General features: G+C 61.6%; 12 protein-coding genes. 3 read left to right on the top strand and 9 right to left on the bottom strand.

Annotated elements, in window-relative coordinates; translation table 11 throughout:
• Positions 1 to 59: 59 nt before the first annotated feature.
• Positions 60 to 1,493, bottom strand: a complete 1,434-nt coding sequence (hisS, locus tag LKG04_RS02030) for a histidine--tRNA ligase (RefSeq protein ID WP_291759057.1) — start codon at positions 1,491 to 1,493, stop codon at positions 60 to 62.
• A gap of 91 nt (positions 1,494 to 1,584) precedes the next feature.
• On the opposite strand from hisS, the gene LKG04_RS02025 reads away from it, so the two are divergent.
• Positions 1,585 to 3,024: a DUF349 domain-containing protein gene (locus LKG04_RS02025; protein WP_291759060.1), complete on the top strand. Its 1,440-nt coding sequence runs from the start codon at positions 1,585 to 1,587 to the stop codon at positions 3,022 to 3,024.
• A gap of 208 nt (positions 3,025 to 3,232) precedes the next feature.
• On the opposite strand, the gene LKG04_RS02020 is transcribed toward LKG04_RS02025, so the two are convergent.
• Positions 3,233 to 5,833, bottom strand: a complete 2,601-nt coding sequence (locus tag LKG04_RS02020; protein WP_291759063.1) for an ATP-dependent Clp protease ATP-binding subunit — start codon at positions 5,831 to 5,833, stop codon at positions 3,233 to 3,235.
• Between the two features lie 102 nt (positions 5,834 to 5,935).
• On the opposite strand from LKG04_RS02020, the gene LKG04_RS02015 reads away from it, so the two are divergent.
• Positions 5,936 to 7,030 (top strand): universal stress protein, encoded by a 1,095-nt coding sequence (locus LKG04_RS02015; protein WP_291759066.1) that lies wholly within the window; start codon positions 5,936 to 5,938, stop codon positions 7,028 to 7,030.
• A gap of 11 nt (positions 7,031 to 7,041) precedes the next feature.
• Here the strand turns inward: LKG04_RS02015 and LKG04_RS02010 are convergent, their stop codons facing one another.
• From LKG04_RS02010 to LKG04_RS01990, 5 genes are all read right to left on the bottom strand, one after another.
• Positions 7,042 to 8,265, bottom strand: coding sequence for a DUF3027 domain-containing protein (locus LKG04_RS02010; RefSeq protein WP_434734826.1), 1,224 nt, complete (start codon positions 8,263 to 8,265; stop codon positions 7,042 to 7,044).
• A 2-nt stretch (positions 8,266 to 8,267) separates the two neighbouring features.
• Positions 8,268 to 8,657 carry a cold-shock protein gene (locus LKG04_RS02005; RefSeq protein ID WP_291759069.1) on the bottom strand — a complete coding sequence of 130 codons (390 nt, stop codon included), beginning with the start codon at positions 8,655 to 8,657 and terminating at the stop codon, positions 8,268 to 8,270.
• Positions 8,658 to 8,776: 119 nt separating this feature from the next.
• Positions 8,777 to 10,591 (bottom strand): sensor histidine kinase, encoded by a 1,815-nt coding sequence (locus LKG04_RS02000; protein WP_291759355.1) that lies wholly within the window; start codon positions 10,589 to 10,591, stop codon positions 8,777 to 8,779.
• Between the two features lie 17 nt (positions 10,592 to 10,608).
• A complete protein-coding gene (locus LKG04_RS01995) occupies positions 10,609 to 11,352 on the bottom strand; it encodes a response regulator transcription factor (RefSeq protein ID WP_291759071.1) in 744 nt (247 codons plus the stop codon).
• Positions 11,336 to 12,190, bottom strand: coding sequence for a TPM domain-containing protein (locus LKG04_RS01990; protein ID WP_291763189.1), 855 nt, complete (start codon positions 12,188 to 12,190; stop codon positions 11,336 to 11,338). The genes LKG04_RS01995 and LKG04_RS01990 overlap by 17 nt, the downstream gene beginning before the upstream one ends.
• A 123-nt stretch (positions 12,191 to 12,313) precedes the next feature.
• On the opposite strand from LKG04_RS01990, the gene LKG04_RS01985 reads away from it, so the two are divergent.
• Positions 12,314 to 12,604 (top strand): WXG100 family type VII secretion target, encoded by a 291-nt coding sequence (locus tag LKG04_RS01985; protein ID WP_291759074.1) that lies wholly within the window; start codon positions 12,314 to 12,316, stop codon positions 12,602 to 12,604.
• 126 nt (positions 12,605 to 12,730) lie between these two features.
• Here LKG04_RS01985 and groL read toward each other — a convergent pair whose 3' ends face one another.
• Both groL and LKG04_RS01975 read right to left on the bottom strand, forming a co-directional pair.
• Positions 12,731 to 14,356: a chaperonin GroEL gene (groL, locus tag LKG04_RS01980; protein WP_291759077.1), complete on the bottom strand. Its 1,626-nt coding sequence runs from the start codon at positions 14,354 to 14,356 to the stop codon at positions 12,731 to 12,733.
• Positions 14,357 to 14,642: 286 nt separating this feature from the next.
• Positions 14,643 to 14,846, bottom strand: coding sequence for a cold-shock protein (locus LKG04_RS01975; protein WP_291759080.1), 204 nt, complete (start codon positions 14,844 to 14,846; stop codon positions 14,643 to 14,645).
• Positions 14,847 to 14,897: the final 51 nt, after the last annotated feature.

The raw sequence follows: 14,897 nt of genomic DNA, 5'->3' as shown, positions 1-14,897 counted from the left end.
ATCCGTACCAAATTCTCATGCCGCGTCCGAAACGCGGCCACCCTGCAAAGCCTTGGAAATCAGGCCTTGAGACTGACGGTTTGCCGAGCGTACACAGTATCCGGCTCCCACGACTTGGGATCGGCCGGGAGCTGTTGTCCGGACACGATATCGCGCACTTCGTCGCCGCCGGTCTCCTCCTCGCTCTCGTCGCCCTCTGCAGCCGTCCCGGCATCATTGCGCGCAGCCTGTGCCGGGAACCACACATAGGGTATGCCCAGCCTGTCCGCATACCTGATCTGCCTGCCGAGCTTCACGGCCTTCGGCGCGACATCGGCGGCAATGCCCCGAGTCCGCAACACGTTGGCGATGGCGTTCGACTGCGCCCGATCGCCCTCGTTCCACACGGCGACCAGCACCGCGGCAGGAGACACACGCGATGCATGAGCTCCCGCCGTGTGCAGCATGTACGACACGAGCCGTGACAAACCGATGGACAAACCCACCCCCGGGTATCGTTTGGAGCCTTGCGCCGCCAGATTGTCGTAACGCCCGCCCGAGCAGATCGAGCCAAGCGAGTCCGCGTCCTCGAGGAAAGTCTCGTACACCGAACCCGTGTAGTAATCCAACCCGCGCGCGATCTTGAGATCCGCGATCACCGAGCCCGGGCGGATTTTCGCAGCCTCGTCCACGATCATTGCCAGCGTATCAAGACCTTCGCGGGCCAGCGCATAGGCGTCGTTGTCGTGGCCGATGCCGCAGCTGCCGCAGAGCATATCAAAACGTTTGCCGAGCTCGGCACCATTGTCGGCAGTCAGCTGCGCGAGTTCGAGGCAGGCTCTCGCCTGGGACTCGTTCGCCCCGCAGGATTCGATCAGCAGTCGCACCACTTCGTCGGCGCCGACCTTGTCGAGCTTGTCGATCTCGCGCAGCACGCCTTCGATGTCGCTCAGCCCAAGCCCGCGATAGAATCCTTCGGAAAGCTTGCGGTTGTTGGCATGCACCGTAGCCTTGGGCAGTCCGAACGCACGCAGCTCCTCCAGCGCGCTGACCATCACCAGCGGCAATTCGACCTCGTAATGCGCCGGGAGATCGCCATTGCCCACCACATCGATGTCGGCCTGCACGAATTCGCGGAAACGGCCCTCCTGCGGGCGTTCTCCTCGCCACACCTTCTGGATCTGCCAGCGCTTGAAAGGAAAGGCGAGCGAGCCCGAATGCTCGACGACGTACCGGCTCAGCGGCACAGTCAGATCGAAATGCAGACCGAGCCGATCCTCGATCGGAGTATCGGATTCATGGCCGACCTCCTGCAGACGCGAAAGCAGGTAGATCTCTTTGCTGGTCTCGCCTTTTTTGAGTAGACTGGCCCCCTGCTCCACCGCGCGTGTCTCGATGCCGATGAAACCATTCAGCTCGAAAACCCTACGCAGCGTATCGATGACGCGCTGCTCCACGACCCGTTCGGAAGGAAGCCACTCCGGAAATCCTGATATTGATGCACCTTTTGACACGATTCCCTATAATAGGTGAGGTCGCGGAAAAACACGGGAACAACTCCCGCGCCTGCGTACCCTGTGCACCACAAGCCGTAAGGAGCTGGCCATGGCCGACGAAACCGTCACCGAATCCGAACACACCCCTAAGACCACCGAACAGCCCGCGACGCCACAGGCCGTGGCTTCGACGTCAAAGGCCCCCGCACCCAAGGCTTCGGTGCCCAAGCCGCATATCCCCTCCCCTGCCGCACTGGCGAAGAAACCCGTGAGGCACAAGGTGCCGGTTCCAGCAAATGTCCACTCGCAAGCCGATGTCAAGGCCGCCGAGGCCTTCGGCCGCGTGGACGAGCAGGGCACGGTATTCGTGCGCGAAGGGGAAGCGGAGCGCGAGGTCGGGCAATTCCCCGGCGCGGCCAATGAGGAAGCGCTGAGCCTGTATGCGCATCGCTTCCTCGATCTCAAGTCGAAGCTCGAGGTCTTCGCTACGCGCCTGGATGCGGCGAATATCAAACCGCGCGAAATTGACGAATCGATCAAATCGCTTGGCGAAGAGGTCGCGAGGCCGGCGGTCGTCGGTGATATCGCGTCTTTGCGGGCGCGATACGAGGAATTGAAGAAGTCAGGCTCGGCAAAGAAAGCGGAACTGGCGAAGGCGCGCCGGGAGGCCACGGCGAAAGCGGTAGCCGAACGCACAGCGATTGTGCAGAAGGCCGAGATGCTTGCGGCGTCGTTGGACGACACGACGAACTGGCGATCCACCGCCGACAAGTTCCGTTCCCTGTTCGACCAGTGGCAGCAGCATCAGCGCACATCGGTCAAAATCGACAAAGCTGACGCCGACGCGCTGTGGAAGCGCTTCTCCTCGGCGCGCACCGTGTTCAATCAGGCCCGGCGCAAGTGGGCTCAGGCGCGCGACAGCGAGCGCAGCGAAACCAAACATGCCAAAGAGCAGATCATCGCCGAGGCCAACGAGCTCAAGGATTCGACGGCATGGGGCGAAACTTCGCGCAAATTCAACGACCTTATGGACCGTTGGAAGCAGGCTGGACGCGCCGGCCGCACCGAGGACGACGCGCTGTGGACGCGCTTCCGCGAGGCTGCTGACACGTTCTTCAACGCACGTCAGGCCGATCGCGAACAGACGAACTCTTCCGAACGGGAGAATCTGATCAAAAAGGAGGAGCTGCTCACGAAAGCCGAAGCGCTCGTCCCGGTCAAGGACGCCAAGGCGGCCAAGCAGGCTCGCCAGGCGCTGGCTGCGCTCCAGGAGCAGTGGGACGAAATCGGCTATGTGCCACGTGAGGATATGCGCCGCATCGAAGGCCGGCTTGATGCCGTAGACAAACAGATCAAAGCGGTCGAGGATGCCGAGTGGAAGAGCCGTGACCCTGAGGCCGACGCCCGCAAGTCGAGCTTCGAAGAGCAGCTGACCGCTCAGCTCGCCGAATTGGACGAGCAGATCGGCGCGGCTGGCGATCCCAAGAAGAAAGCCAAGCTCGAAGCCGAAAAAGCAACCAAAGAGCAGTGGCTCAATGCTGTGAAGTAGGTCGGTGGCTCTTTGGCAACGAGAACCAAAGGCCACCGACCTACGCCATCCGGCTTTTTTCTGCCAGTACGCGAGGCAATTGGCAGAAAAAACCACTGCGCAATAAGCAGCCAAACAATGCGCAATGGCCCGGTTGCAACCTGCATCAACAGGTTGCAACCGGGCCATTGCCATATGCCTTTCGGGCTCAGCTACACTATAGCCAGTGTCAACTATGCTGCTCGGCGCCGTCCTCGGCAATGTCGTCGTTGGGACTATCGCCCGATTCATCCAAATCGTTCGCGCCCACTGAAGCGACGACCAGCTCGTCCTCGTCTTCCGGCTTGGGTTCCTCGAAAGCCACGCCCTTGAAGGTGAACTCCCCGAGAATGCCCTCGCCTTCGGAATCGACCAAGACACGCTGCCCGTCTTCGAGCTTGCCCATCAGAATCTGCTCGGAGATGGCATCCTCGATGTCGCGCTGGATGACGCGGCGCAACGGACGCGCGCCAAGCAGCGGGTCAAAGCCCTTCTGCGCGAGCAAATCCTTGGCGCTCTCAGTCAGCTCCAGCGACATATGGCGTTCGAAAAGACGATCATTGAGCTGTGCGATATCGAGATCGACGATCTGACGGACCTGCGGCTCGGTGAGCTGTTGGAAGACGATGATGTCATCCAAACGGTTGAGGAACTCGGGACGGAACTGCTGCTTGAGCTCGCTCGTGACCTGGTCCTTCATCCGCTGGTAGCTCGTCTCGACGTCCGAACCAAGGTTGAAACCGGTATTGGCCGCCTTGGCGATGTCGCGCGTACCGAGGTTCGTGGTCAGGATGATGATCGTGTTCTTAAAATCGACCTTGCGTCCCTGGCCGTCGGTCAGATGGCCATCATCCAGCACCTGCAGCAGAGTATTGAAGATGTCGGGGTGGGCCTTCTCGATCTCATCGAACAGCACCACGGAAAATGGCTTACGCCGCACCTTCTCGGTGAGCTCGCCGCCCTCTTCGTAACCGACATACCCCGGAGGGGCTCCGAAGAGCCGCGAAGCCGCGTACTTTTCGGAGAATTCGGACATGTCGACGCGAATCAGCGCATCCTCGTCGTCGAACAGGAACTGCGCCAGCGTCTTGGCCAGCTCGGTCTTGCCCACGCCGGTGGGTCCGGCGAAGATGAACGAACCCGCAGGGCGCTTCGGATCCTTCAAACCGACGCGCGTGCGCCGGATCGAACGGGACAGGGCCGAAACGGCCTCGTCCTGGCCGATGATGCGTTTGTGCAGTTCGGATTCCATGCCCAGCAGCTTCTTGGATTCAGCCTGAGTGAGCTTGAAGACCGGGATACCCGTGCTGTTCGAGATCACCTCGGCGATCACGTCCTCGTCCACGACCATCTTGACGTCGGAGCCGCCTTCGCGCCAAGAGGCCTCTTTCTCCTTGCGCTGGGCCTCGAGCTTCTCCTGGCTGTCGCGCAGCTCGGCGGCCTTTTCGAAGTCTTGGTCCTTGATCGCCTTGTCCTTCTGAGCTGAGATCTTCGCGATCCTCGCATCGAGCTCTTTAAGCTCGGGCGGGGCGGTGAGCCGCTTGATGCGAAGCCGGGCACCGGCCTCGTCGATCAGATCGATGGCCTTGTCGGGCAGGTTGCGGTCTTGGATGTAGCGCGCGGAAAGCTCGGCAGCCGATTGCAACGCGCCATCGGTGATCGTGACATGATGATGGTTCTCGTAGCGTTCGCGCAGGCCTTTGAGGATCTCGATGGTCTCGGCGATCGTCGGCTCATGGACCTGGATAGGCTGGAAACGGCGCTCCAGCGCAGCATCCTTCTCAATATACTTGCGGTATTCGTCGGTGGTCGTAGCCCCGATGGTCTGCAGCTCGCCGCGTGCCAGCAAGGGCTTGAGCATATCGGAGGCGCCCAACGCACCGTCCGCGCTGCCTGCGCCCACGATGGTGTGGATCTCGTCGATGAACAGCACGATATCGCCGCGCGTCTTGATCTCCTTGAGCACTTTCTTGAGCCGTTCCTCGAAGTCGCCGCGGTAGCGCGAACCGGCGACCATCGAACCCAAGTCAAGCGAGTACACCTGCTTGTCCTTCAAAGTCTCAGGCACATCTCCCACGCTGATCTTCTGCGCCAAGCCTTCGACGACGGCTGTCTTGCCGACGCCCGGCTCGCCGATCAGCACAGGGTTGTTCTTCGTGCGGCGCGAAAGCACGACCATGACGCGTTCGATCTCGTTCGACCGCCCGATGACCGGGTCCAGTTTGCCTGCCTCGGCCTCGGCCGTAAGGTTGCGCCCAAACTGGTCGAGGATAGCCGAGCCGGTCTGCCGGGCCTTGTCCTGCACGCCGCCTGCATTGGCGAGATCGCCCTTGGCTGTGGCATCCGGAGTGGTCGAGTTGCCACGGATCATGTCGATGGTGGAACTGCGCAGTTCTCCCAGATCCACATCCATCTTGATGAGCACCTGGGTGCCCACGCCTTCGCCTTCGCGTATCAGGCCGAGCAGGATATGCTCGGTGCCGATATAGCTGTGCCCCAGCTGCAGCGCCTCGCGCAGACTCAGCTCCAGCACCTGCTTGGCATGCGGCGTGAACGGGATGTGCCCGTTCGGCGCGGCATTGCCCTTGCCTATCATTTCCTCGACCTGCTTGCGGGTGTCTTCGAGGTTCACGCCTTTCACCGCGAGCGCCTTGGCAGCGACTCCTTCGCCTTCGCGTATCAGGCCGAGCAGCAGATGCTCGGTGCCGATATAGTTGTGCTGGAGCGCTCTGGCCTCTTCCTGTGCCAACACGATCACACGCCTGGCACGGTCGGTAAACCGTTCGAACATGCTTGTCCTTCCACTTCTTGATAATCTACTTCACTCTACCGATTCGCGGTGACGTTTATTTCCTGGCTTCTGCGAATTGCGCTGAGAACGCAACGGGGCGATATGCTTGAAGGCATCAGTCGGCAGCTCGAGGAGGATGCTATGGACGACCAGCGGCAATTGCATATCAACGACGGCGGCAAGGCTCGCCCGGAAGGCGGCGGCGCAAGCGGATACGACGCCGATATCGTCGTCGGCTTGGACGGCTCGCCTGAGTCTTTCGCCGCCCTGCGGTGGGCCCTGCGCGAGGCCGAATGCAGCCGGCAGCGCGTCAATGCGGTGTTCGGATGGACGCCATCCTGGGAGCTGGGCGCCGAACCGGACAACGACAAAGACTGGGACACCATGCGCGAGCGTATGCTCGGGCGATTGCACGGCTGGGTCAAGGAGGCGAGCAAAGGGCTTGACATTGACCTGGGAAAGATCGAGCTTACGCCGGAGCGGGCCTCTGGCGAAGCAGCCTTGCTGCGCATCGGATCGCATGCCCAGCAGATCGTCGTCGGGCGACGCAGCATGGGGCGCGTGATGCGCTGGCTGACGAATTCGACATCCTCCTCGCTGGCCGAGGAGTCGCAGGTGCCTGTCACGATCGTGCGTGGTGCGGACGCCGACGAGCATGACGTGCAAGGCGGCATCGCCGCAGCCCTAGGGCCGACGGTTTTGGGGCCGGCGGCCGGCGATGATCGGGTCAAGCCGGAGAACGGATCGGGCGCCGAAGCCGCTGGCCGGACAATCGTGGTAGGCGTGGACGGCTCCCCCGCTGCCGACCGTGCGTTGCGCTTCGCCATATGCCGCGCTGCTCTGCACCATGCCTCCGTGCATGCCGTATACTGCTGGCAATTCAAAGAGCTCGGCGTCATCCCGGGCTACGAGAACGCGATAGCCCCCATTGAGGCCGGTCAGGAATACGCGGCGAAGCTTGTCCGTGACATTGTCACAGCCCGAATTCACGACTCGCCGGCCACGGCCGAGGCTCTGTCCATCAGCACGCACGCCTTCCACGTTTCCGCGGTCAAAGGGCTGCTCAGCGCCTCACGCTACACGGACCACATCGTGATCGGCACCAGGGGCCTGGGCGGGCTAGACGCGCATTTCCTTGGATCAGTTTCGAGGCAGGTCGTAAATCTGGCTCAATGCACCGTCACCGTCGTGCACTGAGCAACGCATACTCACGCCTTATCGTTCTTGTTCTTATCGTCACCATTGCGGCTGCTGCCATCTGCCTTGCCATCATTTGCGCCGGTCTTGGCCTGAGCAGCATCGGCAGGAGCATTCGCTTCGGCGCCGTCAGGCGCCCCCTCGGTTTCAGTGCCGTCCTCGGCGGCAAGTTTTTCGATGAGTTCGATTTCGCTGCGCTCCTCGCGCGGCGTCTGCGCGAGGACGTCGATATGCAGATCGTCGAATGCGGTCTCGGGCTGCACCCACAAGCGGCTGGGCTCCGGCGGATCGATCTCGGAGTGCTCACCGCACCCGTGATCGATGGACACCACGCGGCCGTCGTCCGGACTCCATTTGTTGGCGCATACCCCGAATAACACGTTAAGATCGCCCTTGAGCGGGATGAAGAAGCCGCAGGTGGAGCACACCTCGCCCGCCGCCGTCTTGGTCGAAAGCGATTTGGGGCCGTGCTGGCCCTCATACCAGCGTTTCGCCGTCTGCGAGCGGCCAAGGAGGCTCATCACATGCCGCCGTGAAAGGTCGAACTCCTCCACGGCATCGTCGACATCCTGCTGCGAAGCCGTAAGCCGGGCCTGATCTTGCCCGGCGCCGCCGGTTTGGCCGTCAGCGCCGGCATTATCAGCATGGTCGTCGCCAAATTCGCCCGCCGGAGACTCGTGTGCGGGTGCCGTCGAAACTGAATCCATTGCCGCGGCGCTTTCTGGAGTGCCAGCGGAATCGGCAGAATCATCGCGCGTGGATTCGGTTTTGCGAAAACCGTCCTCAAGGCGCGGATCATTGGGATCGGTGCCGATCGAATCGGTCACTGACAGATCGGCCGCCGTGAGGCGGTCCTTCCACGGCACCCATTGAGGCGGCCGCAACGCGCTGTCAGTGGGAATCAGCGTGGCCTCGTTCACGGTCCATCGGCCGAGCTCTGCGTCGTGATACAGCGTGACCGACCACTGCCAGCCCTCGTAGCCTCGGTTCAGCGCGACGAAGCGGAAATCGGTGACGTCGCCACCAAGCTCGATGCTCTGTACGAATCCGCCGACCAGGCTTGGGTCTTCGGCTGTCTCACTGGCCGCCTGGCGGGCGAGATCGCTCGCTTCAAGCAACGGGTCGCCCGATGCCGATTGCCCCGATGGTGATTCACCATGCGTTGATTGGCTCAGTGCCATGCCGCGTGATATTTCGTCGCCGGGCGTCCTATCATTCGATGATGTTGTGCTCATATTCAATCCTGTACGTCGAAATCGTCTGCGACAGCGCGCAGCAGTGTGGCGAGCTTCTTGCTCTCCACAGCCGACGGATAACGGTGACGTCGCAAGGCGTTGCCCGCCGAGTCAAGCAGTTTGATGAGATCTTCTACGATAGCCACCATGTCGTCGGGCTTGGGTCGTGTCGCCTTCACAATCGACGGGGCAGGGCCAGCCACGCTCAGATCCATGGCCTGGGGCCCCTTGCGCCCGTCCACCACTGAGAATTCGACTTTGGCGCCTTTGCGCAGGGTAGACACTCCCGCAGGCAACGCCATCTTGGGGAGGAACACATCCTTCCCGTCGTCGCCGGTGATGAACCCGTATCCTTTGTTCGCATCGAACCAACGTACCCGTCCGCTGGGCATATCACACCTCACTCGTTCCGACTCGTTCTTCCGCGGGATCGTCCATGCGCCCCGCGAACCAAATCACCAGTTTAGCGCAACCCGAGCCGGGCGCCGCATCCCTGCGCTGCAGGCACATCCTAGGCTGAAGCCGGTTTGTTCGCCTTAGGCTCCTTGTTTCGCCGCGCACGCCTCTCCGTTTTCTGCCGAGGCTTCGTCTTGCCCTTGGACCGTGCGCCTGCATCATCCTTGTGCGGAGGCATCGGCACGTTTCCGGCAGACAGCGCCACTGTGAGCGTCAATCCGCCACCAGGAGTGGTGGAGGCGCAGATGAAGCCATGATGCGCCTTGACCACGGACTGCGCGATCGACATGCCCAGTCCGGTACCGCCCTTCTGCCGGGCCCGCGAAGGATCGGCAGTATAGAAACGCTCGAATATCTGCGATTGGGATGAATCCGCAACGCCCGGGCCATGGTCGATGACCTGCACCACTGCGTAGTTCGTCCCTGTATTCAGGGACTGGCCGACCTCAGCGGCCTCGAGGAAATGGCGCAGCGAGGTTCCATCGGAAACCATGTGCGAGAGGCTCAGCGGATCGATAGCGGCCGGGAATACACCCAGCGCCACTTCGACCGGGGAATCCGGCGGCGTGTAACGGTGGATATTGCCCACGATATTGGTCACGACCTGCCGCAGCCGCGACGAATCCCCTGTCAGAGTCACACCGGGAAGCGGAACCGCCTCGAAGCATAGCATGGCGCCTTGCGAACCTGGTTCGAGATGAAGCGTGCCGCATGTGATGCTCCGGTCCGGATCCAGCGCGTGCAGGTCGTCGGCCGCGTCGGCGAGCAATCCGGTCAGCCGCACTTGCTGGGTGATGTCGATTCCCCGGCCTTCGTCAAGCCGCGCCAAGGAGAGCAGATCCTCGACCAGCACCGTCATGCGCGAGCTCGACGCCTCGATATGGGCTATGGACTCGTCGGCCCGCTCCAAAGCGCCGGGCATGTCGCGCTGCATTGCATAGAGCTCCGAATAGCCGTGAATCGTGGCAAGCGGCGTGCGCAGCTCATGGCTGGCATCAGAGACGAAGCGTTTCATCTTCTCTGTGCTCTTCTCCTGCTCGCGGAAACTGCGCTCGATGCGCGCCAGCATGGTATTGAGCGAGGCTGCGAGTGAGCCGACTTCCGTGTTTTCCGGGGCCGCGGGGACTCGCTGGCTGAGGTCGCCGGCGGCGATTTTGGCGGCTGTCTTCTCGATGCGTTTCAATGGCGACAGTGTCTGCTGGATCAGCAGCGAGGCAATGACGCCGCCGAGCAGCACGATGGCTATGCCCACCATCGCGCAATAGCGTGTCAGGGTGTTGACTGTGTCGATCTGGTCGCTCAGCGACAGGCCGATATAGACCACGCCGCCAACCCTGGTGGTGTCGTCATCGAGTTTCGCCACCCACCGCAACGCCACCACCCGCCACGGCGCCTGCGCGGCCATGAGCGTTGCGCGCGAGACCGGCCCTTCTCCCACCTTCACGCTCGCCGGGGCAGTGAAGGGCCGGTCGAGCTCCACATCACCCATGGAGCCGTTCGGCGGCAGAATGGGCACTGAGACGACGTCATCCTTGAGCGTGGGAACCAGCAAATCGCCCACGATCTTGTTCTTTGTATCCCGCATCTGCAGGAAGTAGTCGGTTGGGCCGGCGCTGCCTTGCTGCGAGTCCTTATTGCGCAGCAGGTCTATGTTCTCATAGACCAGCTGCGCCTGATCCATGAGCTGCGTGTTTGTCCGCTCGAGCATGTAGTTGCCCACCAGCTCACGGATCGACAGCGTCATCCCTGCGGCGCCAATCATGAGCAGGGCGAGCGTGACCGCAAGGACCTTGGTGCTCAGCGCAATGGCATCGAAACGTCGGCGCACGGCCCGGCGCAGCCAGCCGAACAGTCGGAAACGCGCAGGCATGCCTGCATCCGCCGACATCAGGCGCCCTGGCTCGTTTTCGGCTCACGGATCATGTAGCCGATGCCGCGTTTGGTCTCGATCAGCGGCACGACCTTGCGTTTGCCGCCTTGGCCGTCATCCACTTCGATCCCGTCGACCTTCTTGCGCAGATACGAGATATAGGATTCCACAATGGCCGCATCACCGCCCCAGTCGTACTGCCAGACGTGGTCGAGGATCTGCGCCTTGGACAGTACACGGCCCTCATTGTCCATAAGATAGCGCAGCAGCTTGTATTCCGTGGGGCTCAGATCGATGCCTTGGCCGGCGCGTGAGACATCGTGGGAGTCTTCGTTGATTTCAAGATCGCCGACGCGGATGATCGGATCGTCCTCGATCTGATCGCGGGTCCGCCGCAGAATGGCACGGATCCGCGCCACGACTTCCTCGAGGCTGAACGGCTTGGTGACATAGTCGTCGCCGCCGACGGTCAATCCCATGACTTTGTCCTGCGTGTCATCGCGAGCCGTGAGAAACAGCACGGGGGCGGTGATGCCCTCCTGGCGAATGCGCCGGGTCACCGTGAACCCATCGATATCAGGCAGCATGACGTCCAAGACGATGAGATCGGGCTGGATCTTCTCGATAACCTCAACTGCCTGCGAGCCGGAAGCCGCGGTCTCAACCTCGAATCCGGCGAAATGAAGGGACGCGACAAGCAGCTCACGGATAGAGGGCTCGTCGTCGACAACAACAATCGATGCTTCAATGGAATTGCTCATGCCCACCAGCTTGGTCCGAAGTGCTGAAGGTTTCCTGAATGTTCGCTGAGCCTTGCGCAACAACATCGTCGGAATTCTTGGAGTAGAGCCGCTCCCCACCTCGTTTCCTTGCGTGTCGATGACGGGCGCGACGCAGCCGTTGACGACGCCGCAGCGCCAGCGCTACCACAATGCCAATGATCAATGCAGCCAGGCCCACGCCCATCAGCGCCGCTCCCAGCCGCGAAACGCCGCTCGCCGTCGAAGTCTGTTTCAGGGTGGCGATCCGGTCCATCATCGCCATCGCGGAACCCGACCAGTCCGGGCTCTCCCCTTTGGTCAGCGGCTCCAAGGCAGCTGCTGAAAGCTCGTCGGCGGTTTCCTTGCTTCTGAGCCATTCATCGGATCCGGATGAGACGACAACCACGAGGTTGCCGTCGCTGGAAGCCACGGCGAGCATAACAGTGTTTGGTGCGGGCTTGGTCGATCTGAGCACATCCTCGGCCCAATGTTCGGGATTGGAGACATCGCCGAATGTGGACACATACAGCAGCCTGACGGTGACGCCGGTCTCGGCGTGCGTTTTGGCGATGGCATCGCTGATCGCCCCGACATTGTTCCCCAGCAGATTCTCGGTGTCAGTGATATTGTCCGTCACCGTCAGCTCGGCGTTCGGCGTCTGAGACTGCTCCGGAGCGGGGGTGCCTTCGTCGGCGATCCCGGCCGCGGGAAGCAGCATGCAGGCCAGCGCCGCGACCATGGCGGCCAGCAGCATGGCAAGGCTGCGCAAGGCGCCCAGCCAGTTATAATCGCACCTCGACACGCCGAAGGGGTGGAAAACACCCAAGCCTTCGACCACATCACCTGCTTTTCCTCGCCTGATCTTCGTCGCCCGCATAGCCTCTAGAGTAGCGGCCGGGTCCACCAACCTGGGCGCTGAAGCAATCTATGCACGATCTACCGCACGATCTAAGGAGTCATCATGGCACAGTATCAAGTGGACTCGGAGGCAATCCAGTCCTCAAGCGCGGCGGTATCCGCCTCGGTTTCCTCGATTCGCGAGGCCGTAGCCGGCATGTACGCCAACCTCGCCGCACTGCAGGATGTGTGGCAGGGAGCAGCTTCGACGCAATTTTCAGCCGTGGCCGAACAATGGCGAGGCGCGCAAAGGCAGATGGAAGCCTCTCTGGAATCCATCCAGAACGCCTTGGCCCAGGCCTCGACCGTCTACGCGGACGCCGAGACGCAGGCCTCGCATCTCTTCGCACGCTGAGAATCGTGCACCGACCGACATCATATAGACAGGAATCCTACGGATACGTCGAGGCCCCGATCCATAGCGGATCGGGGCCTCGACGCTTGCCATCCCGAGGGACGGCTTGAACTCACCTAGCTAGGCTCAGTAACCCATGTCAGGGTTCGGCGCCGCGGCTGCTGCCGGCGGCTCCGGTTTGTTGGCCACGACGGCCTCGGTGGTCAAGAACAGTCCTGCGATCGACGCCGCGTTCTGCAACGCCGAACGGGTCACCTTGACCGGGTCGGCGACGCCTGCGGCAAGCAGATTCTCGTAGTCGTTCGTAGCGGCGTTGAAGCCTTCGCCGTCAGGCAGCTCGCGCACCTTGTTGAGCACGACATCGCCCGAAATGCCGGAATTCTGCGCAATCTGCTTGATCGGAGCCTCGATGGCGCGGAATACGATGGCCGCACCCGTCGCCTCTTCGCCGCTCAAGCCGGTGATCGCTGCGGAGCTCTCCGCCTTCTTGGCGGCCTGGACCAGCGCCACGCCGCCCCCGGGCAGCAGACCTTCTTCGATGGCGGCCTTGGCGTTGCGCACGGCATCCTCGATGCGATGCTTGCGTTCCTTGGCCTCGACCTCAGTGGCCGCGCCGACCTTGATGACGGCCACGCCGCCAGCAAGCTTGGCCAGCCGTTCCTGCAACTTCTCACGGTCGTAATCGGAATCGGTGTTCTCGATCTCGCCGCGAATCTGGGAGACGCGCGCAGAGACCTCGTCCTTGGAACCGCCGCCGGAGACGATGGTGGTTTCGTCCTTGGAAACGATGACTTTCTTGGCGGTGCCGAGCACGGACATGTCAATGGAGTCGAGCTTCAGGCCCAGCTCGTCGGACACGACCTGCGCACCGGTCAGAATGGCCATGTCCTGCAGCATCGCCTTGCGGCGGTCGCCGAAGCCCGGGGCCTTGACGGCGCAGGAATTGAAGGTGCCGCGGATCTTGTTGAGGATCAGGGTCGGCAGCGCCTCGCCATCGACATCCTCCGCGATGATCAGCAGCGGCTTGCTGCTCTTCATGACGAGCTCGGCGATATGCACGACATCCTGCTGGCTCGAGAGCTTGCCGGAAGTGAGCAGAATGTAGGGATCGTCGAGAACGGCGGTCTGCTCTTCGGCGTTGGTCACGAAGTATGGGGCGATATAGCCCTTGTCGAAGCGCATGCCTTCGGTAAACTCGAGGTCCAGACCGAAGCGGTTGTTGTCCTCGACGGTGACCACGCCATCCTGGCCGACCTTGTCGAGCGCCTCGGCGATCTGTTCACCGACCTCAGGGTCAGCGGCGGAGATCGTCGCAGTGGCCGCGATCTGGTCCTTCGTCTCGACTTCCTTCGCGGAAGCGACCAGCTCCTTGACGATTTCGTCGGACGCCTTTTCGATGCCGCGACGCAGTGCGATCGGGTTCGAGCCGGCGACTACATTCTTCAGTCCCTCGTGCACGAGGGACTGAGCGAGCACAGTCGCGGTGGTCGTGCCATCGCCCGCCACGTCATCGGTCTTCTTGGCGACCTCCTTGACCAGCTCGGCGCCAATGCGCTCGTACGGATCCTCGAGTTCGATCTCCTTGGCGATCGACACGCCGTCATTCGTGATGGTCGGAGCGCCGTAGCTCTTGTCGAGCACCACGTTGCGGCCCTTGGGTCCAAGGGTCACCTTGACGGTATCGGCGAGCTTATCGAGGCCCGCGAGCATTCCCTGACGAGCTTCCTCGTCATATGCAATCATTTTTGCCATTGTTCCTCCACATATGGCTACACGGACAGTTCCACACCGGATCAAAGGATGACGACCGACCGTCAGCTGCCGATTATCACTCTCCAGCTCCGAGTGCTAATTGGGAGATTAGCACTCGATATGCTCGAGTGCCAACACGGCGCTTTCAATTGCGCTGTTGGCAAGAAAAATCACAAGGGCCCCGACTTTCAAGTCGGGGCCCTTGTGTTAGGAATCAGAGCCGATCCAAGTCGTCAGGGCTTATGCCCTAGCACTTGGGACCAGATCGCTTATTCAGATCAACGAATCAGATCTTCGTCACCGTAGTGGCCTGCAGACCCTTAGGGCCTTGCTCGGATTCGAATTCGACCTTGTCGCCATCATCCAGCTTCTTGAAGCCGTTGCTCTGGATAGCGGAATAGTGCACGAACACGTCCTCGCTCCCATCGTCGGGGCTGATGAAGCCGTATCCCTTGCCTGCATTGAAGAACTTAACAGTGCCTTGTGCCATAATATATCATCTCTCGTTCGAGTGGCCGCGAATACATACAGAAAGCCCGGA

This window comes from Bifidobacterium sp. (assembly GCF_022640935.1).
In the GTDB taxonomy this organism is placed as follows: Bacteria; Actinomycetota; Actinomycetes; order Actinomycetales; family Bifidobacteriaceae; genus Bifidobacterium.
Note: the sequence above shows the minus strand (reverse complement) of the source record. Positions and strands in the feature narration are given on the sequence as shown.

Coding starts and splice junctions, on each gene's coding strand:
- LKG04_RS02025 (WP_291759060.1), top strand. CDS start 1,585: ATGGCCGACGAAACCGTCACCGAATCCGAACACACCCCTAAGACCACC.
- LKG04_RS02020 (WP_291759063.1), bottom strand. CDS start 5,833: ATGTTCGAACGGTTTACCGACCGTGCCAGGCGTGTGATCGTGTTGGCA.
- LKG04_RS02015 (WP_291759066.1), top strand. CDS start 5,936: ATGCTTGAAGGCATCAGTCGGCAGCTCGAGGAGGATGCTATGGACGAC.
- LKG04_RS02010 (WP_434734826.1), bottom strand. CDS start 8,265: ATGAGCACAACATCATCGAATGATAGGACGCCCGGCGACGAAATATCA.
- LKG04_RS02005 (WP_291759069.1), bottom strand. CDS start 8,657: ATGCCCAGCGGACGGGTACGTTGGTTCGATGCGAACAAAGGATACGGG.
- LKG04_RS02000 (WP_291759355.1), bottom strand. CDS start 10,591: ATGCCTGCGCGTTTCCGACTGTTCGGCTGGCTGCGCCGGGCCGTGCGC.
- LKG04_RS01995 (WP_291759071.1), bottom strand. CDS start 11,352: ATGAGCAATTCCATTGAAGCATCGATTGTTGTTGTCGACGACGAGCCC.
- LKG04_RS01985 (WP_291759074.1), top strand. CDS start 12,314: ATGGCACAGTATCAAGTGGACTCGGAGGCAATCCAGTCCTCAAGCGCG.
- groL (WP_291759077.1), bottom strand. CDS start 14,356: ATGGCAAAAATGATTGCATATGACGAGGAAGCTCGTCAGGGAATGCTC.
- LKG04_RS01975 (WP_291759080.1), bottom strand. CDS start 14,846: ATGGCACAAGGCACTGTTAAGTTCTTCAATGCAGGCAAGGGATACGGC.